The following is a 20,670-nucleotide window of genomic DNA, read 5'->3' as shown; positions in this document are numbered from 1 at the left end:
CATAGAGAAAATCACGTTTTCAACACTACTTTTTGATGATTTTCCTTATTAAAAAGATTGTTTCCTACACGAGAAAAAAGGGCTGGTCAGGCAACCAGTCCTCGTGTGTTATATTGAAATTTTTCGTTTCTATTTATCTATAAAAATAACAAAAGGTTATTTAGGAATTTTTATCGTAAACTGAATATACTCATCAAACTCTTCTTCTTCCGTATTCAGCTTTACACCACTATCAGCTACCATTGTTAGCGACTGGCGTATTGTATTCATGGCAATTCTAGTATCTCTACTAAATGCTTTTCGTTTCGGTTTTGGTTTTACATTCTTTTTTTCTAGTAGCCTAACTACTCGATCTTCTGTTTGTTTTACATTTAGCTGCTTATCGATGATTTCCGTTAATAGCTTCGTTTGCGCTTCCGGATCTTTTAAAGGAATAAGCGCTCGTGCATGCCGCTCAGTGATAAGCTTTTGTAAAAGGGCATCCTGTACATCCTGCGGTAGCTTTAACAAGCGAAGCTTATTCGCAATTGTCGATTGGCCTTTTCCAAGACGTTGCGCTAATGCCTCTTGGGTAAGATTATGCAATTCAAGCAGCTTTGCATAAGCAACTGCTTCCTCAATTGAAGATAATTCTTCCCTTTGCAGGTTTTCAATTAAGGCTACGCTTGCTGTTTCGGTATCATTAAAATCTTTTACAATTGCGGGAATCTCTTCCCAACCAAGGGTTTGCACAGCACGCCAGCGTCTCTCACCAGCAATAATTTCATATTTCCCATCTATTTCACGAACAACGATTGGCTGTATAATTCCATGTGTACGAATGGTTAACGCTAATTCTTCAATCTTTTCATCTGAAAAAACGGTACGTGGCTGGAAGCGATTAGGAACAATATCCTGAATAAGGATTTTCTTAACCTCTTCCTTGTGTTGTTCTTCCTCTGTTGCTTCTTGTTCTTGTTCTTGTTCTATTTCATCAACGACGACTTGTTCTGCCTCTTTTTCTCCCAAACCGAAAAAACGAGAAAATGGATGCTTCATGAACCTACACCACCTTTAAAAACTACCATTTTTAATATTCTCTTTTTCTTTAATTATTTCCTGCAAAATATTTAAAAGTTCCAGTAAGTGTTTCAAATGAAACACTTACTCAATTGGAAGCTTATTTGGCGTTCCAGGTTTTCTAGGATATTTTTTAGGTGTTTCTTTTATTTTTTCAATCAATAAGATTGTTCTCTCACTTTTTTCTAAAGGGAGATCAAATGAGTGAATGTCTTTTACCTTACCGCCTAGTACATTTAGTGCTTTTTTACCAGCATCAAGTTCTTCTTTTGCGGCTGCCGCCTTCATTGCAATAAAGTTACCGTTCTTTTTTACTAAGGGCAGACATAGTTCACTTAGAACCGAAAGTCTTGCAACAGCCCTGGCTGTCACAACGTCAAACGATTCTCTTTTGCTTTTATCTTGACCAAATGTTTCCGCACGATCATGGAACAATTGAACATTTTTTAAGCCCAATTCATTTGTCAGGTGTGTTAAGAAATTAATTCTTTTTTGCAAGGAATCCACAATCGAAACTTGAAGATCAGGAAAACAAATCTTAATCGGTAAACTCGGAAAGCCCGCACCTGCACCAACGTCACAAATAGAAAGCGGCTTTGAGAAATCAAAGTAAAATGCAGCCGATATTGAATCATAAAAATGCTTTAAATAGACCTCTTTTTTGTCTGTGATTGATGTCAAGTTCATCTTCTCGTTCCACTCAACCAATAAGTTGAAGTATAACTCAAATTGTTCTAATTGCTGCGGAGAAAGGACAATTCCCTTCTCCGCTAGACTTGACTGAAATAATTCTGTATCCATACCCAAACCCTTTCTGTTTATCCCATAAGTCTCGCTTTATCCCATCTTAACGGTCAGTAATTCCCACTACCGTACTTTGCATGTAATTTAGATAGCTAGGGAAACTGTCCGTAAAGATCCGATAAGTCTCGCTAACCATCAGTTGGAAAAACCTCCAACTGATGGTAGTCTCGCTTTATCCCATCTTAACGGTCAGTAATTCCCACTACCGTACTTTGCATGTAATTTAGATAGCTAGGGAAACTGTCCGTAAAGATCCGATAAGTCTCGCTAACCATCAGTTGGAAAAACCTCCAACTGATGGTAGTCTCGCTTTATTGATTTGAAACTCTTGCAATACGGCCTTGTTCAAGGTATATCAATAGAATGGAAATATCTGCTGGATTTACTCCTGATATACGTGATGCCTGAGCAACGGATAATGGTCGAACTTGTTTTAGCTTTTGACGAGCTTCGGTTGCTAAGCCATTAATGGCATCATAATCAATATTTTCAGGGATTTTTTTGTTTTCCATCTTTTTCAGTCTTTCTACCTGCTGCAACGATTTCTCAATATAGCCTTCATATTTTATTTGAATTTCAACCTGTTCTTCTACTTCTGGATCCAGATCTATTTCAGACGGAACAAGTTGCTTAATATGGTCATACGTCATTTCTGGACGTTTTAATAAATCCGAAGCTCTAATGCCATCTTTCAGTTCGCTTCCTCCAACAGAAAGAATTAGTTTCTGTGTTTTTTCGTTAGGTTTAATAATAGTGGAAACTAAGCGTTTCTTTTCTTCTTCGATGGCTTGCTTTTTATTTAAGAATCTTTCAAAGCGTTCATCGGAAATCAGTCCAAGCTTTTTCCCGATTTCTGTCAAGCGCAAATCAGCATTATCATGACGAAGCAGCAAGCGGTATTCTGCTCTTGAAGTAAGTAAACGATATGGCTCATTTGTTCCTTTAGTGACTAAATCGTCAATAAGGACACCAATATAAGCTTCAGATCTGCTTAAAATGACTTCTTCTCTACCTAACGCTTTTTGGGCAGCATTAATTCCTGCCATAATCCCTTGTCCAGCGGCTTCTTCATAGCCTGAGGTACCATTTATTTGTCCGGCAGTAAATAATGAAGAAATCTTTTTCGTTTCTAATGTCGGCCAAAGCTGAGTTGGAACAATCGCATCGTATTCGATTGCATAGCCTGCACGCATCATTTGTACCTTTTCAAGGCCAGGGATTGTTTTTAACATTTGCTGCTGAACGTCCTCTGGCAGGCTTGTTGATAGTCCTTGTACATATACCTCTTGCGTATTTCGCCCTTCCGGTTCTAGGAAAATCTGATGGCGAGGTTTGTCATTAAAACGAACCACCTTGTCTTCAATTGAAGGACAATAGCGAGGACCAGTTCCTTTGATCATTCCTGAATACATAGGTGAACGATGTAGGTTATTATCGATGATTTTATGTGTCTCTTCACTTGTATAGGTTAACCAGCATGGAAGCTGATCTGTAATGTATTTTGTTGTTTCATATGAAAAGGCACGCGGAACTTCATCACCTGGCTGGATTTCCGTTTTGCTGTAATCAATAGAATGACTGTTTACACGTGGCGGTGTTCCTGTTTTAAAGCGTACCAAATCAAAGCCCAGCTCCTGTAAGTGCTCTGAAAGCTTAATCGATGGCTGCTGATTATTCGGGCCGCTAGAGTATTTTAATTCCCCTAAAATGATTTCTCCTCTTAGGAACGTACCTGTTGTTAAAACAACAGACTTTGCCGAATACTCTGCACCTGTTTGGGTGACAATTCCCTTACAAACACCATCTTCAACGATTAAACGGTCAACCATACCTTGAAGCAAAGTAATATTCTTTTCATTTTCCAATGTTTTTTTCATTTCATGCTGATAAGCAAATTTATCTGCTTGTGCACGTAGCGCTCTAACAGCAGGACCTTTACCTGTGTTCAACATTCTCATTTGTATATGTGTTTTATCAATATTTCTACCCATTTCTCCGCCTAAAGCATCGATTTCCCGAACTACAATGCCTTTTGCAGGTCCGCCAACAGATGGGTTACATGGCATAAATGCAACCATGTCTAAGTTAATTGTGATAACAAGCGTTTTGGCACCGATTCTTGCTGAAGCAAGTGCAGCTTCAACACCTGCATGACCGGCACCAACGACAATCACATCAAAATCTCCGGCATGATAGGACATAGAATATCCTCCTTATTTAAAATCTAAATTTATTTCCGCTTTTCTATTTTCCTAAACAAAATTGAGAAAAGAGTTGATCAATTAAACTTTCGTGGACTGCATCACCAATAATTTCGCCGAGCTGCTCCCAGCACCGTGTTAAGTCGATCTGTATCATGTCAATCGGTATCCCTTCCTCAATCCCATTTAATGCCTCATTTATTGATGTTTGTGCGGCAGTTAATAAGGCAATATGGCGGGAATTTGAAACATAGGTCAAATCCTGGCTCTGTACATTTCCTTGAAAGAATAAAGCACCGATGGCTTCTTCTAATTCATCTATCCCCTTTTCCTCTAATAAAGAGGTCGTAACAACAGGGCGCCCAGCTGCCAGTTCCTTTACTTTTTGAAGGTCAATCCGTTGTTCTAAATCTGTTTTATTTACAATTACGATTACATCCATCCCTTTAACGGCTTCAAAAAGCTGGATATCTTCATGTGACAGTTCTTCATGATAATTTAAGACAAGCAGAATGAGATCTGCCTCTTTTAAGACCTTTCTCGATTTCTCTACACCAATCCGTTCAACAATATCTTCCGTTTCGCGAATTCCTGCTGTATCCACTAAGCGAAGTGGAACACCTCTTACATTTACATATTCTTCGATGACATCTCTCGTCGTTCCGGGGATATCGGTGACAATTGCTTTATTTTCATGAACAAGACTATTTAGCAAAGATGACTTTCCAACATTCGGTCTTCCAATTATAACTGTTGATAAGCCCTCTCTTAATATTTTCCCTTGGCTGGATGTTTGCAAAAGCTTGCTAATTTCATTTTTGACATATGTCGCTTTTTCAACCAGCATGTTATGAGTCATTTCTTCTACATCATCATACTCAGGATAATCAATATTTACCTCAACATGTGCCAACGTTTCTAAAATCTCTTGTCTTAGCTTTTGAATCAGCCTTGATAATCTTCCTTCCATTTGACCTAAGGCTACATTCATTGCCCTGTCTGTTTTCGCTCGAATTAAATCCATTACTGCTTCAGCCTGAGATAAATCAATTCGGCCATTTAGGAAGGCACGTTTTGTAAATTCACCTGGTTCTGCTATTCGTGCACCATGTTGAACGACCAATTGCAGTACCCGATTAACTGTCACTAATCCGCCATGACAATTTATTTCAACAACATCTTCCCTTGTAAATGTTTTTGGACCCTTCATTATGGAAACCATAACCTCTTCAACAACATTGCCAGTTGCCGGGTCAATTAAATGCCCGTAATGGATCGTATGGGAGTCTACCTCTTTTAGCCTTTTATTTGTCGGGGATTTGAATAGTTTGTCAGCAATAGCGATTGCTTCCTCACCGCTCAATCTCACAATGGCAATAGCCCCTTCTCCTAAAGGCGTTGATATCGCAGCGATTGTATCTAACTCCATTTCTACGATCACCTCTCTTTAGTTTCTTTCATCTATATCATGACATCCTTTTATATGCATTGACCAAAATTTAAAGATAGCATATTTCACATTTATACAAAAGCTAAATACTTCTTTATTTTATCCACAGTTATCCCTTTTCTAACTATTCCTCTACTTATTTTAACTTATCCACATGTTAATAACAATATTTGCTCTTCACCACAGAATACTTTATCCATTATCAACAGAATCTTTCTTTTCTCTTAATCGTCAAAATTCGACTTTTCTAATTCTATATTTGTATAGAAAATTTGATATTCTTAATCTTAAACTTTTAGCAAAACAAAAACCGGCTCTATTTTGAGCCGGCTTTTGCTTTTAGTGAAATAACCAAATGACGATTGGGTTCTTCACCAACAGAATATGTTTTTATTTCATGAAATTCAGATAAAGCAGCATGAATAATTTTTCGTTCATATGAAGGCATCGGTTCTAATGAAACAGTTTTTGATGTTCGAATAACCTGCTGCGCTAAACGGGACGCCAATTGAATTAACGTCTCTTTTCTGCGTTCTCGATAATTCTCAGCGTCAATAATAATCTGAATATAGTAGGTTGAATATCGATTCGCTACTAATTGTGTTAAATACTGGAGAGAATTCAACGTTTGTCCCCGTTTACCAATTAAAAGAGCCATCTTATCTCCGGTAAGCTGAAAATTAACTACCTTGCCAGACTGTTTTATTTCAATCTCGGCATCTATTCCCATTTTCTTTATCACGTTTGAAAGAAACGCATGTGCTTCTTTTACCGGGTCTTGTATCAATTTTACTCTGACATTTGCGGGCTTTTTCCCGAAGATTCCGAAGATACCTTTTTTACCTTCATCTAAAATCGTAATCTCGACTTCATCTCTAGTTGCTTTTAATTGGCTTAATGCTTCTTCCACTGCTTCATTGACGGTCTGTCCATTAGCAGTTATCTCTTTCACTTTTTAGTTCCTCCATCTTTGCTTGCCTTAAGTTCAGGTCCTTTTACAAAATACGTTTGTACAATCATAAATAAGTTACCTACTACCCAGTACAAGGAAAGTGCTGCAGGGAAGCTGATGGCAAAGATCACAATCATAATCGGCATCAGCCATAACATCATCGCCATTTGCGGATTTTGATTTGCTGTTCCAGCCATCATCATTTTCTGCTGAACAAATGTTGTTACCCCGGCAATTAGCGGCAGAATAAAGTACGGATCCTTTTCCCCAAGATCAAACCATAGGAATGTATGTTCTGCAATTGCTTCTGTTCTCATAATCGCATGATAGAAACCAATTAAGATTGGCATTTGAATGATTAATGGGAAACAGCCGGCAAGTGGATTTACACCATGCTTTTGAAATAACGCCATCGTTTCCTGCTGAAGCTTTTGTTGTGTTTGTTGATCTTTTGAGCTATATTTTTCTCTTAATTTCTGCATTTCTGGTTGTATGGCTTGCATTGCCTTCGAGCTTTTCATCTGTTTCATCATTAATGGTAATATAGCTAAGCGAATGATAATGGTAACTAAAACAATTGATATTCCATAATTATCGCCACTTAATTCTGCAAAATATGTAATAAGTTGTGATAAGGGATACACAATATACGAATTCCAAAATCCTTCACTTTCAGATGTAATTGGTTGATTTACCTCCGTACATCCAGTTAAAAGGGTTAATACACTTAAAAAGCCAGTTATTAAAAGTATGCGCCTCTTCAAACCTTATTTCCTCCTAATCAAAAAATAGATACCTATCCGTACGTTAATGAAATGAAAAAGTTTCACATCATTCATATCTTATCATTTTTATCATGATTTTTCCTTTTTAAAAAGTAAAGAAAAATAATTTTTCCATCTATTTAGCTAACAAGCTAGGGCGCCAAAGAGCACTGCCGCTTTCTTCTTTTCCGACAATCATTTAGACTGATAGATTTTTGCCTTGCGAAACAAGTGGTTTAAACTGCTTTTTACCTCATGATACCCCATGTCAGCTGCTGGCTTTCTGGCAATGACAATGTATTCCTTACCATTTGCTATTTTATGCTTATCTTCTAAAAAAACTTGTCGAATTAAGCGCTTTATTCTATTTCTTGTCACTGCATTGCCAATTTTCTTACTCACAGATAACCCAATTCGAAACTCTTTTTCTTCAGGATTTTGCATTATGTAAATAACAAATTGTCGATTTGCAATCGATTTTCCATGTTTAAAAACAGCTTGAAAATCTTCATTTTTTTTTATTCGATATTTTCTTCTCATTTTGTTTCACTCCGGTATGTTCTGCTTGCAATCCTCTTAAGGCAGAATTCTCACCATCATTATAGCTGAAATAGAAACGATTTAAACAAACCAATCTTTTGCCAGGCGAAAAAATCGTTTCTTCTTCCTCTTTACACAACGATCCATTTCCATTATAAAGATCCGTAATGATTGATACTCATCTTACTTGCAAAAAAAGACCACTGATTCTTCAGTGGCCTATGCTGATAATACTTTTCTTCCTCTGCGACGACGGCGAGCAAGAACTTTACGTCCATTAGCTGTGCTCATGCGGCTACGGAAACCATGAACTTTACTACGTTTACGTTTATTTGGTTGATAAGTACGTTTCATATATGACACCTCCCTGAGGAATAACAGTTAAAGACAGTCTTATTAATTATAGTGACCGATCCTATAAATTGTCAACCTTCCCTCAAATATTTCATCAGGAAATATCTTCTTCGACACGCTCACCTCTTGTGGATAATAATCCGACATAATTCTTCACTATCCACATCAGTTATCGACAAGTTTTTCACAACTTGCACCCATGTGGACAAATTCCCTCAACAATCGGATAGTTATGTGGATAAGTTTGTAAAAACCATTGCATCTCTAGTTTTATTCTGATATTATATTTGTGTTTTCACTCTTAATATAGAATGCTATATTTATCTTTATCCACAGTCTGTGGATAAAATGTGGAAAAATTTAAACACCTTGTGTAAAATGTTGTCCACAAATTTGTCGTTTTGTCGAAAAGTCGTTTTTCTACTATATTATATATTTATTCACATTTTCCTTATTTGTATGTTTATACATGACTATTCGCATATTGTACAAAGGTTGTACAAAGATGATACTTGGGTAAAGGAGGGACAAACCACTTTGGAGAATATATCCGAACTTTGGAGTAAAGCTTTAGGTGAGATCGAAAAGAAGATAAGTAAGCCTAGCTTTGAAACATGGCTAAAATCGACGAAGGCCCATGAGATTCAGGGTGATACGCTAACCATAACCGCTCCGAATGAGTTTGCGAGAGATTGGCTGGAATCTAGGTACTTACATTTAATTGCCGATACAATCTACCAATTAACAGGTGAAGAATTTGCTATTAAATTTATTATTCCTCAAAACCAAATGGATGATGAATTTTTACCTAATTCACCTATAAAACAAGTAAATAAAGCGGAAGCAGAACATACTGAGCTGCCTCAAAATATGCTGAATCCGAAATATACTTTTGATACGTTTGTTATTGGATCTGGTAACCGATTTGCACATGCCGCATCATTAGCAGTTGCTGAAGCACCCGCCAAAGCCTATAATCCTTTATTTATCTATGGAGGCGTAGGATTAGGTAAAACTCACTTGATGCATGCCATCGGACATTATGTTATTGATCACAAACCTTCAGCAAAGGTCGTTTATTTGTCCTCTGAAAAATTTACTAATGAATTTATCAATTCAATCCGTGACAACAAAGCTGTTGATTTTAGAAATAAATACAGAAGTGTTGATGTTTTATTAATTGATGATATTCAATTCCTTGCTGGAAAAGAACAAACCCAAGAGGAATTTTTCCATACATTTAACACATTGCATGAAGAAAGCAAGCAAATTGTTATCTCAAGTGACCGTCCGCCTAAGGAGATCCCAACTCTTGAGGACAGGCTGCGTTCGCGTTTTGAATGGGGCTTAATCACAGATATTACCCCGCCGGATCTGGAAACAAGAATAGCTATTTTACGAAAAAAGGCAAAAGCAGAAGGCCTCGATATTCCGAATGAGGTCATGCTTTATATTGCCAACCAAATTGACTCAAACATTCGCGAATTAGAAGGGGCACTGATTCGAGTTGTTGCCTATTCATCCCTTATAAATAAAGATATCAATGCTGATTTAGCAGCAGAAGCATTAAAAGATATCATTCCAAATTCCAAGCCGAAAATCATTTCGATCAGTGATATTCAACGTATAGTAGGTCAAGAATTCCAGGTTAAATTAGAGGATTTTAAAGCAAAAAAACGAACGAAATCTGTCGCATTTCCACGACAAATTGCGATGTATTTATCAAGGGAATTAACAGATTCTTCTCTTCCTAAAATAGGTGAAGAATTCGGAGGGCGTGACCATACAACCGTCATCCATGCTCACGAAAAAATTTCAAAAATGCTCCAAAATGACGAGCAGCTCCAAAAACAATTGAAGGAAATTACGGGGCTTCTTAAGGGCTTATAAAAAAAGCGCAAGGCGCCTGCCTATCGGCGACAAGCATAAGGCGAACAGGAATAGAAGGTGTACTTTACCTTCAATTCCTGTTTGACTTATGACCTCGAGCCGATGGCGCCTGGAGCTAGATTCAGAAACGCAAGCTATGTTAAGAAAATATATAAATTCTGATATTATAAGAAAAGCGCAAGCGCCTTTTACTTCCTGGCATTAAAAGCTAAGTAAAAAAGTGATTATTCTTGATTAAAAAGAAAAAATCAATCTGAACATTGTGAATAACTAATACGGATATATACACAGTCTTTCCACATGTGGATAGGCTGTGTTTCCTTTCGTTCACCTTAGTTATCCACATTTCCACAGTCCCTACTAGTACTTCTACTATATTTTTAAATAATAAATATATACCTAAATTCTAAATTTCGCCCAAAAAAGGAGGAGTTATTTCATGAAATTCATTATCCAACGAGACCATTTGGTGCAAAGTGTTCAGGATGTCATGAAGGCTGTATCTTCAAGAACAACCATACCCATTTTGACAGGTATAAAAATTGTCGCAAATTCTGAAGGAGTCACTTTAACAGGAAGCGACTCTGACATCTCAATAGAATCATTTATTCCTGTTGAGGAAAATGGACAGGAAATTGTCGAAATTATTCAAAGCGGAAGCATTGTTTTACAAGCCAGATTTTTTAGTGAAATTGTTAAAAAACTACCAATGGATATTGTCGAAATTGAAGTAGGAAATCACCATTCAACAGTTATTCGTTCAGGAAAAGCAGAATTTAGTTTAAATGGTTTAGATGCCGAAGAATATCCTCAGTTACCACAGGTTGAAGAAGAAAATATCTTCAAAATTCCTACTGATTTGTTAAAAGCAATGATCCGTCAAACCGTATTTGCTGTTTCTACATCTGAAACCAGACCTATTTTGACAGGGGTAAACTGGAAGCTGGAAAATGGAGAACTTATCTGTATTGCAACAGATAGTCATCGTCTTGCTTTAAGAAAAGCAGCAATCGCTAATGAAAACCAAAGCTCCTACAATGTTGTTATTCCTGGTAAAAGCTTAAGTGAGCTTAGTAAAATTTTAGATGATACAAGTGACTTAATCGAAATTGTTATTACAGAAAACCAAGTTTTATTTAAAGCAAAAAACCTATTATTTTTCTCTAGATTGCTAGATGGAAACTACCCAGACACATCACGCTTAATTCCTTCTGATAGCAAAACAAACATGACAATTCACTCAAAGGAATTTTTACAAGCTATCGATCGTGCATCATTACTTGCAAAGGAAGCGAGAAATAATGTTGTTAAGCTTTCAACACTGACAGATGGAATGATTGAAATCTCTTCAAATTCACCAGAGATCGGTAAAGTAAGTGAAGAAATTCAGACATCCGAGATTCAAGGTGAAGAATTAAAAATTTCATTTAGTGCGAAATATGTCATGGATGCCTTAAAAGCACTTGAAGGCACAGAAATAAATGTTAATTTTACTGGTGCAATGAGACCATTTGTTATAAAAACAACAGATGATGACTCAATGCTGCAATTAATTCTACCGGTAAGAACTTATTAAGAGAAAATTTCACGAAAAAAAGGGGACTGGCTCAAGTGTCAGCCTCTTTTCTATTTTTTGAAAATGGAGAGGTATAGGTATTTAGAACCAACCTCTTTATTTAATCCTTTGATTTGTTTATCTGGAATGGACACGAGGAACGAAAGTACTAGTGAGGTTGTATTTTTCTTTATATATTTAGTAAAATATAAAGTTAGAGACTCCTGAAGGATGGTGGTTCACATGGCAAAACAAGTAAATATTGAAACAGAGTTTATTACACTAGGACAATTTTTAAAACTGGCTGATGTCATTCAATCGGGCGGGATGGCAAAATGGTTTTTAGGGGAATATGAAATATTTGTAAATAATGAACCGGAAAATCGCCGAGGAAAAAAATTAAGAGATGGCGATGTAGTTTATATTCCTAATTTTGGCACATATATTGTAAAAAATTAAGTTGGTGTACAAAATTTGTATATAAAAGAGTTAAAACTAAAAAATTACCGAAATTACGAAGATTTACTAATCCAGTTTGAAAATAGAGTCAATGTGATCCTTGGAGAAAATGCTCAAGGGAAAACAAATGTAATGGAATCTATTTTTGTTCTTGCCATGGCGAAATCACATCGAACGTCAAATGATAAAGAATTAATTCGTTGGGATAAAGAGTATGCTAAAATAGAAGGTAGCGTAGAAAAATATAATCGTTCAACAGAACTTCAGTTAATCATTTCAAAAAAAGGGAAAAAGGCTAAATTAAATCATCTTGAGCAAGAAAAATTGAGCCAATATGTCGGGGCAATGAATGTCATAATGTTTGCACCGGAAGATTTAAATTTAGTGAAAGGCAGCCCTGCTGTGAGAAGAAGATTTATAGATATGGAAATTGGTCAAGTGTCAGCCGTCTATCTTCATGATTTGAGCCGTTATCAGAAAATCATGCAACAAAGAAATCATTATTTAAAGCTGCTGCAAATAAAAAAACAAACAGATCAAACCATGCTGGATGTGTTAACTGCTCAATTATGTGAAGCAGCTGCGAAGATTATTCATAAGCGATTGCAATTTATCAATGAGTTGCAAAAATGGGCACAGCCGATTCATTCGGGAATTAGCAGAGGGTTAGAAACGTTAGATATTAAATATAAACCGTCTGTAGAGGTATCAGAAGACAATGAATTGACGAAAATGATAGATGCGTATGAACAAAAATTTGCTAAAATAAGAGAGAAAGAAATTGAACGAGGGACAACACTTGCCGGACCTCATCGCGATGATATGATTTTTAATGTGAATGGACATGATGTTCAAACGTACGGATCTCAAGGTCAACAACGAACAACTGCTCTATCCTTAAAACTTGCAGAAATAGATTTGATTCATAATGAGATTGGAGAATATCCAATCCTTTTACTTGATGACGTATTGTCTGAGCTTGATGATTATAGGCAATCCCATTTATTAAATACGATTCAAGGAAAGGTGCAAACTTTTGTAACAACGACCAGTGTTGAAGGCATTGACCACCAAACATTAAAAGAAGCAGCTACTTTCCATGTACATGCAGGAAAGCTTTCAGACGATTAACGAGGTGATTACCATGTATATTCATCTAGGTGACAATTTTGTTGTCCCTTCCAAAGAAGTTGTTATGATATTAGATCGTCAATCATCAAAGGCTTCTACGATCGTTGCTGAATTTTTGGAAAAACAAAAAGATAAAATGGTTCAGCTTGCAAATGGTGAAGCAAAATCAATTATTATAACGCTGGATAATATTTATTTTTCCCCGTTGTCGTCAAGCACATTAAAAAAACGAGCGCAAATCGCTTTTGACATAGATCATTAATAGAGATATTCATTCAAAGAATGCTTTAGGAAAAGTGTAGGTGAATCAGTGTGACGATGGAAGAAAATAAAGTTCAACAACAATCATACGACGCAGATCAGATTCAGGTTTTAGAAGGCTTAGAAGCGGTACGAAAACGCCCTGGTATGTATATTGGTTCCACAAGCGGAAAGGGACTGCATCACCTTGTATGGGAAATTGTTGATAATAGTATAGATGAGGCATTAGCCGGATTTTGCGATGAGATCAATGTAACCATTGAGGAAGATAATAGTATTACTGTGAAGGATAATGGGCGTGGTATTCCAGTTGGAATCCATGAAAAAATGGGGCGTCCAGCCGTAGAGGTCATTATGACCGTTCTACATGCAGGGGGGAAATTTGGCGGCGGAGGCTATAAAGTTTCCGGCGGACTCCATGGTGTAGGGGCTTCAGTAGTTAATGCTCTTTCAACAGAACTAACCGTCACTGTACATCGTGAAGGGAAAATACATTTCCAAAAATTCCAAAAAGGTGTTCCGGTTGCGGATTTAGAGGTAATAGGCGAAACAGATGTGACAGGAACGACAACACATTTTAAACCTGATCCGGAAATCTTCACAGAAACAACGGTTTATGATTATGAAATTCTTGCTAATCGTATACGGGAATTAGCGTTCCTTAATCGCGGGTTGAAAATTACCATTGAGGATAAGCGTGAAAATAAACGAAGCAATGAATACCACTACGAGGGTGGAATTAAATCATATGTTGAGCATTTAAACCGTACTCGTGAAGTAATCCATGATGAGCCTGTATATATTGAGGGCGAAAAAGACGGGATCACAACCGAAATTGCCATTCAGTATAATGACAGCTATACAAGTAATATCTATTCTTTTGCGAATAATATTCATACCTATGAAGGTGGTACACATGAGGCAGGCTTCAAAACAGCCTTAACCCGTGTCATTAATGATTATGCAAGGAAAAACAAAATCTTTAAAGAGAATGATGATAATCTTTCAGGTGAAGATGTTCGTGAAGGGATTACTGCAATCATCTCTATAAAACATCCTGATCCACAGTTCGAAGGACAAACAAAAACGAAGCTGGGAAATTCAGAGGTGCGAACAGTAACAGATTCTATTTTTTCAGAAGCATTTGATAAGTTTTTACTGGAAAATCCTTCTGTAGCAAGGAAAATCGTTGATAAAGGATTAATGGCAGCTAGAGCACGACTTGCAGCCAAAAAGGCTCGTGAATTAACAAGAAGAAAAAGCGCCCTTGAAATTTCAAACCTTCCAGGGAAACTAGCGGATTGCTCTTCAAAGGACCCATCCATTAGCGAGCTTTATATCGTTGAGGGTGACTCTGCAGGAGGATCTGCAAAACAAGGAAGAGACCGCCATTTCCAAGCAATTCTGCCTTTGAGAGGGAAAATTCTCAATGTCGAAAAGGCCAGATTGGATAAGATTTTGTCAAATAATGAAATCAGAGCCATAATTACAGCCTTAGGAACAGGAATTGGAGAGGATTTTGATACGTCCAAGGCACGTTACCATAAGGTTGTGATTATGACGGATGCAGATGTGGATGGAGCCCATATTCGTACGCTTCTATTAACCTTCTTCTACCGTTATATGAGGGGAATCATTGAAAAAGGGTTTGTTTACATTGCACAGCCGCCGTTATATAAAATTCAACAGGGAAAACGAATTGAATATGCTTATAACGATAGCCAGCTTGATAAAATTCTTGCGGAACTGCCGCAGCAGCCTAAGCCTGGGATTCAAAGATACAAAGGTTTAGGGGAAATGAATCCTGATCAATTATGGGAAACAACAATGGCACCAGAAACACGTACACTGCTACAGGTAACGCTTGAGGATGCAATTGATGCGGATGAAACATTCGATACGTTAATGGGTGATAAAGTAGAGCCGCGCCGAAATTTCATTGAAGAAAATGCACAATATGTTAAGAATTTAGATATTTAAATCAAAAAACTCCTCATTTTCGGTGAGGTGTTTTTTGATAATAAATCCCCAAGAATTGTATAAACGAATATTATTCTACGAAATTAATGTGTAATCTTTCACTAACATTGATATAATGGAGAATAGGCAATTAATTGGGCGGTATAGATTATTTTTTTAAAACATTTATTTGGCTCTCCCAATTTAAAATATGAAAAGAACAAAGGGAGGTTATTTTAGGATGTCGGAAAATCAAAATTCGCAAGTAATTGAAAGAAATATTAGTAATGAAATGCGTGAGTCCTTTTTAGGCTATGCAATGAGTGTTATTGTTTCACGTGCTTTACCAGATGTTCGAGATGGGTTGAAACCTGTACATCGCCGTATTTTATATGCGATGAATGATTTAGGGATGACCTCGGATAAGCCATTTAAAAAATCAGCACGTATCGTTGGTGAAGTAATAGGTAAATACCACCCTCATGGCGACTCTGCTGTTTATGAAACAATGGTCCGTATGGCTCAAGATTTCAACTTTCGATACATGTTAGTAGACGGACATGGAAACTTCGGCTCTGTTGATGGTGATTCGGCAGCGGCAATGCGTTATACAGAGGCACGGATGTCTAAAATTTCAATGGAACTCATCCGTGATATTAACAAGGATACGATTGACTATCAGGATAACTATGATGGTTCTGAAAGAGAACCTGTTGTGCTTCCGGCAAGATTCCCTAACCTTTTAGTCAATGGTGCTACTGGAATTGCTGTTGGTATGGCTACAAATATACCTCCGCATCAGTTAGGTGAAATCATTGATGGTGTACTTGCCATTAGTAAAGATCCTGATATTACCATTCCCGAATTGATGGAAATTATCCCTGGCCCAGACTTTCCTACTGCTGGACAAATTATCGGAAGAAGCGGAATCCGCAAGGCTTATGAAACTGGACGCGGATCGATTACACTGCGCGCGAAGGTGGAAATTGAGGAAAAGCCGTCAGGTAAACAAGTCATTATTGTAAAAGAAATCCCTTATCAAGTTAATAAAGCAAAGCTGGTTGAGAAAATAGCCGAGCTTGTCCGGGATAAAAAAATTGATGGAATAACAGATTTACGCGATGAATCTGACCGAACCGGTATGCGGGTTGTGATCGAGGTTCGTAAGGATGCAAACGCAAATGTTCTCTTAAACAACCTTTATAAACAAACGGCATTACAAACAAGCTTTGGAATTAATATGCTCGCGTTAGTTAACGGCCATCCAAAGGTACTAAACATTAAGCAAATGCTCCATCATTATTTAGAGCATCAAAAGGTTGTTATTAAGCGCAGAACAGCTTTTGAATTAAGAAAGGCTGAGGCACGTGCTCATATTCTTGAAGGCTTAAGAATAGCATTGGATCACTTAGATGAAGTGATAACTCTTATTCGTAATTCACAAACAACTGATATTGCCCGGAATGGATTAATGGAGCAATTTTCATTAAGTGAAAAACAAGCGCAAGCGATACTAGATATGAGGCTTCAAAGATTAACTGGATTAGAAAGAGAAAAAATTGAAGAAGAATATCAATCACTTATTAAACTTATTGCAGAATTAAAAGCAATTCTAGCAGATGAAGAAAAAGTACTAGCCATTATTCGTGAAGAGCTTCTTGAATTAAAAGAGCGATTCAACGATGAACGCCGTACTGAAATTGTCGCTGGAGGGCTTGAAAATATCGAAGATGAGGATTTAATTCCAGTAGAGAATATTGTTATCACATTAACTCATAATGGATATATTAAACGTCTTCCAGTATCAACCTATCGCACGCAAAAGCGCGGTGGTAGAGGTATCCAAGGAATGGGTACCAATGAAGATGATTTCGTTGAACAACTATTAACGACTTCGACTCATGATACGATTCTGTTCTTTACAAATAAGGGAAAAGTATATCGCGCAAAAGGCTACGAAATTCCTGAATTCAGCAGAACAGCAAAAGGACTCCCGATTATTAATCTTTTAAGTGTTGAAAAGGATGAATGGGTCAATGCAATTATCCCTGTTTCTGAATTTGTAGATGATTGGTTCCTATTCTTTACAACAAAAGAAGGGGTCTCTAAACGTTCACCATTATCACAATTTGCCAACATTCGAAATAATGGTTTAATTGCTGTTAGCTTACGTGAAGCAGATGAGCTTATTTCTGTTAAACTAACAGATGGTTCGAAGGATATTATTATTGGAACAAAAAATGGAATGCTGATCCGTTTCCCAGAGTCAGATGTTCGTTCTATGGGACGTACTGCCACTGGTGTAAAAGGGATCTCATTAGATGAGGACGACGAGGTAGTAGGAATGGAAATCCTTGATGAAGGTGTTGACGTATTAATTGTTACTAGCAATGGATATGGAAAACGGACCCCATCTGAGGAATACAGAATTCAAAGTCGTGGCGGTAAAGGCTTAAAAACATGTAATATTACTGAGAAAAATGGTCGTGTGGTTTCTGTTAAAGCTGCTACCGGAGAAGAAGATTTAATGCTTATAACCGCGAGCGGTGTCATTATTCGTATGGACGTCGGAACCATTTCTACTATGGGAAGAAACACACAAGGTGTTAAATTAATTAAATTAGATGAAAATGTAGTAGTATCTACAGTAGCACTTGTTGAAAAAGAGGAATCTGAAACAGAAACAGTTGAAGAAGGAGAAATAACAGAAGCTCAAGTAGAAGAATAAAAATTTTCTATAGACTAGCTCATTTTATGTGAGTTAGTCTTTTTTATATGAGTAAATACCAAAAAAAGATTATGGTAGTGAAAAATACCCTCACTCTCAGAGGGAAAAATAAGCATTTTATCCTATTTTTATATATAATAGAAAGAGGGGGGATACCGTTGAAAATTCATATTGATCAGTTAGAAGAAGGATGTATTTTAGCTAAGGATATTTTATCTGCATCAAATAAAGTATTAGCATACAAAAAAACAATTGTTACCGAGCATATAAAACATGCGTTAAAAGCTTTTTTAGTTAATGAGGTACATGTAGAAAACCTCTTAGAAGATGGAAGGGGGTTTCTGCCATCAGGAGGTATTCAGAAAGAAGCTTCAAATGAGGAGAAAGAAAAGATAGAATTAACCCCTGTAAAAACGTTTCATCAACTTTATATTCATGCTGTTATGGAACTGAAGCAATTATTTACAGGCTGGCAATCCGGCACACAGATCGAAATAGCTAAAGTTAGACAAATTATTCTTCCGTTAATTTCCGAGTTGAAACATCAAGAAGGGGAAATTTTAAAGCTTTATCAATACTGTAAAAAAGAAGACTATCTATCCCATCATTCTGTTTCTGTTGCTTTGTTAAGTGCATTTTTAGCGAAAAGATTAGGCTATGACCAAGGAGAGATCAACCAGATTGCTATAACGGGATTATTATGTGATTGTGGAATGGCGAGAATAAGCCCGGTAATTTTAACAAAAAAAGTGACATTAACTGAGCGGGAATATCTAGATTTAAAACAACACCCAGTACATAGCTATAATTTATTGAAATCGATCATGTCATTAAAAGAAGGAGTTAAAATGGGAGTGCTTCAGCATCACGAAAGAATGGATGGCAGCGGTTATCCCTTAGGTGTAAAAGGAGACCAGGCTCATCCGTACAGTAAAATTGTCGCTTTAGCTGATACATACCAAGCAATGGTGTCAGAACGTCCATATCGCAGTAAACAATCCCCTTTTAAAGTTTTAGAGCAAATTATGCAACATGACTTTGGAAGATTCGAGCTTAATGCTGTTAATGAGTTAAAAAAAGCGGTCATTAAATTCTCTGCAGGTACAAAGGTCAAACTTTCTAATGGATTAAAGGCTGAAATTGTTTTTGTAGATGAACAATTTCCAACAAACCAATTGTGAAAATTGAAAAAAACGGGGATATTACCTCTTTAAAGGATAAAAAGGAGCTTTATATACAAGAAATTTTTTAAAAGAATGCTTTAATTATGTTGACTAGTGACAATGTTGCTGGTATAATTCTTTAAGTCAGCAAAACAGAGCGAATGCTTTAAGAAAGATTTTAAAAATTTTTGTTGACTTTAATATTCACGATGTGTTATATTAAAGAAGTCGCTTTTAGAAGAAAGTGATAAAAGTTCTTTGAAAACTAAACAAAACCAAGCGTGCCAACGTTAATTTCGATTAACAAACAACGTACTAAAATAGTACATTTATTATGAGCTATATCAACTCTTTATTGGAGAGTTTGATCCTGGCTCAGGACGAACGCTGGCGGCGTGCCTAATACATGCAAGTCGAGCGAATCTGAGGGAGCTTGCTCCCGATGATTAGCGGCGGACGGGTGAGTAACACGTGGGTAACCTGCCTGTAAGATTGGGATAACTCCGGGAAACCGGAGCTAATACCGGATAACATTTCGAACCGCATGGTTCGAAGTTGAAAGGTGGCTTTTGCTACCACTTACAGATGGACCCGCGGCGCATTAGCTAGTTGGTGAGGTAACGGCTCACCAAGGCAACGATGCGTAGCCGACCTGAGAGGGTGATCGGCCACACTGGGACTGAGACACGGCCCAGACTCCTACGGGAGGCAGCAGTAGGGAATCTTCCGCAATGGACGAAAGTCTGACGGAGCAACGCCGCGTGAGCGAAGAAGGCCTTCGGGTCGTAAAGCTCTGTTGTTAGGGAAGAACAAGTACCGTTCAAATAGGGCGGTACCTTGACGGTACCTAACCAGAAAGCCACGGCTAACTACGTGCCAGCAGCCGCGGTAATACGTAGGTGGCAAGCGTTGTCCGGAATTATTGGGCGTAAAGCGCGCGCAGGCGGTTTCTTAAGTCTGATGTGAAAGCCCACGGCTCAACCGTGGAGGGTCATTGGAAACTGGGGAACTTGAGTGCAGAAGAGGAGAGTGGAATTCCACGTGTAGCGGTGAAATGCGTAGAGATGTGGAGGAACACCAGTGGCGAAGGCGACTCTCTGGTCTGTAACTGACGCTGAGGCGCGAAAGCGTGGGGAGCGAACAGGATTAGATACCCTGGTAGTCCACGCCGTAAACGATGAGTGCTAAGTGTTAGAGGGTTTCCGCCCTTTAGTGCTGCAGCAAACGCATTAAGCACTCCGCCTGGGGAGTACGGTCGCAAGACTGAAACTCAAAGGAATTGACGGGGGCCCGCACAAGCGGTGGAGCATGTGGTTTAATTCGAAGCAACGCGAAGAACCTTACCAGGTCTTGACATCCTTCGCTACTTCTAGAGATAGAAGGTTCCCCTTCGGGGGACG

Annotated in this window: 16 protein-coding genes and 1 rRNA gene; 9 read left to right on the top strand and 8 right to left on the bottom strand. The window is 37.7% G+C overall.

Features of this window, described 5'->3' with window-relative positions; genetic code table 11:
* Positions 1–156 precede the first annotated feature (156 nt).
* From noc to rpmH, 8 genes are all read right to left on the bottom strand, one after another.
* A complete protein-coding gene (gene noc, locus Q1B07_RS06560; RefSeq protein WP_299089834.1) occupies positions 157–1,038 on the bottom strand; it encodes a nucleoid occlusion protein in 882 nt (293 codons plus the stop codon).
* A gap of 105 nt (positions 1,039–1,143) precedes the next feature.
* On the bottom strand, positions 1,144–1,860 hold the full coding sequence (gene rsmG / locus Q1B07_RS06555; RefSeq protein ID WP_299089835.1) for a 16S rRNA (guanine(527)-N(7))-methyltransferase RsmG: 717 nt from the start codon (positions 1,858–1,860) through the stop codon (positions 1,144–1,146).
* 314 nt (positions 1,861–2,174) lie between these two features.
* Entirely contained in the window at positions 2,175–4,064 is a 1,890-nt protein-coding gene (mnmG, locus tag Q1B07_RS06550) for a tRNA uridine-5-carboxymethylaminomethyl(34) synthesis enzyme MnmG (RefSeq protein WP_299089836.1), read from the bottom strand.
* A 43-nt stretch (positions 4,065–4,107) separates the two neighbouring features.
* The gene (gene mnmE / locus Q1B07_RS06545) at positions 4,108–5,493 is read right to left on the bottom strand and encodes a tRNA uridine-5-carboxymethylaminomethyl(34) synthesis GTPase MnmE (RefSeq protein ID WP_299089837.1); all 1,386 of its coding nucleotides are present in this window, start codon (positions 5,491–5,493) and stop codon (positions 4,108–4,110) included.
* Between the two features lie 337 nt (positions 5,494–5,830).
* Positions 5,831–6,466, bottom strand: a complete 636-nt coding sequence (gene jag / locus Q1B07_RS06540) for an RNA-binding cell elongation regulator Jag/EloR (RefSeq protein WP_299089840.1) — start codon at positions 6,464–6,466, stop codon at positions 5,831–5,833.
* Positions 6,463–7,230 carry a YidC family membrane integrase SpoIIIJ gene (gene spoIIIJ / locus Q1B07_RS06535; RefSeq protein ID WP_299089842.1) on the bottom strand — a complete coding sequence of 256 codons (768 nt, stop codon included), beginning with the start codon at positions 7,228–7,230 and terminating at the stop codon, positions 6,463–6,465. Before spoIIIJ ends, jag begins: the two co-directional genes overlap by 4 nt.
* Positions 7,231–7,425: 195 nt before the next feature.
* Positions 7,426–7,770: a ribonuclease P protein component gene (rnpA, locus tag Q1B07_RS06530; protein WP_299089843.1), complete on the bottom strand. Its 345-nt coding sequence runs from the start codon at positions 7,768–7,770 to the stop codon at positions 7,426–7,428.
* Between the two features lie 219 nt (positions 7,771–7,989).
* Positions 7,990–8,124, bottom strand: coding sequence for a 50S ribosomal protein L34 (gene rpmH / locus Q1B07_RS06525; RefSeq protein WP_026561635.1), 135 nt, complete (start codon positions 8,122–8,124; stop codon positions 7,990–7,992).
* Between the two features lie 537 nt (positions 8,125–8,661).
* On the opposite strand from rpmH, the gene dnaA reads away from it, so the two are divergent.
* The 9 genes from dnaA to Q1B07_RS06480 form a co-directional block, all read left to right on the top strand.
* Complete coding sequence (gene dnaA, locus Q1B07_RS06520) at positions 8,662–10,014, top strand: chromosomal replication initiator protein DnaA (protein ID WP_299089848.1); 1,353 nt, start codon at positions 8,662–8,664, stop codon at positions 10,012–10,014.
* A 439-nt stretch (positions 10,015–10,453) separates the two neighbouring features.
* Positions 10,454–11,590, top strand: coding sequence for a DNA polymerase III subunit beta (gene dnaN / locus Q1B07_RS06515; protein WP_299095200.1), 1,137 nt, complete (start codon positions 10,454–10,456; stop codon positions 11,588–11,590).
* Positions 11,591–11,812: 222 nt separating this feature from the next.
* Positions 11,813–12,028, top strand: coding sequence for a S4 domain-containing protein YaaA (yaaA, locus tag Q1B07_RS06510; RefSeq protein WP_299095197.1), 216 nt, complete (start codon positions 11,813–11,815; stop codon positions 12,026–12,028).
* Positions 12,029–12,043: 15 nt separating this feature from the next.
* A complete protein-coding gene (gene recF, locus Q1B07_RS06505; protein ID WP_299095192.1) occupies positions 12,044–13,159 on the top strand; it encodes a DNA replication/repair protein RecF in 1,116 nt (371 codons plus the stop codon).
* A gap of 13 nt (positions 13,160–13,172) precedes the next feature.
* Complete coding sequence (remB, locus tag Q1B07_RS06500; protein WP_299095189.1) at positions 13,173–13,421, top strand: extracellular matrix regulator RemB; 249 nt, start codon at positions 13,173–13,175, stop codon at positions 13,419–13,421.
* A 56-nt stretch (positions 13,422–13,477) separates the two neighbouring features.
* Positions 13,478–15,400 (top strand): DNA topoisomerase (ATP-hydrolyzing) subunit B, encoded by a 1,923-nt coding sequence (gene gyrB / locus Q1B07_RS06495; RefSeq protein ID WP_299095203.1) that lies wholly within the window; start codon positions 13,478–13,480, stop codon positions 15,398–15,400.
* Between the two features lie 220 nt (positions 15,401–15,620).
* Positions 15,621–18,107, top strand: coding sequence for a DNA gyrase subunit A (gyrA, locus tag Q1B07_RS06490; protein WP_299095186.1), 2,487 nt, complete (start codon positions 15,621–15,623; stop codon positions 18,105–18,107).
* A 158-nt stretch (positions 18,108–18,265) separates the two neighbouring features.
* Positions 18,266–19,288 (top strand): HD-GYP domain-containing protein, encoded by a 1,023-nt coding sequence (locus tag Q1B07_RS06485; RefSeq protein ID WP_299095184.1) that lies wholly within the window; start codon positions 18,266–18,268, stop codon positions 19,286–19,288.
* A gap of 334 nt (positions 19,289–19,622) precedes the next feature.
* Positions 19,623–20,670, top strand: a 16S ribosomal RNA gene (locus tag Q1B07_RS06480); the annotation flags it as partial.

It is taken from the genome of uncultured Metabacillus sp. (assembly GCF_947503125.1).
Taxonomy (GTDB): Bacteria; Bacillota; Bacilli; order Bacillales; family Bacillaceae; genus Metabacillus.
This window is presented reverse-complemented; position numbering and strand designations above follow the sequence as displayed.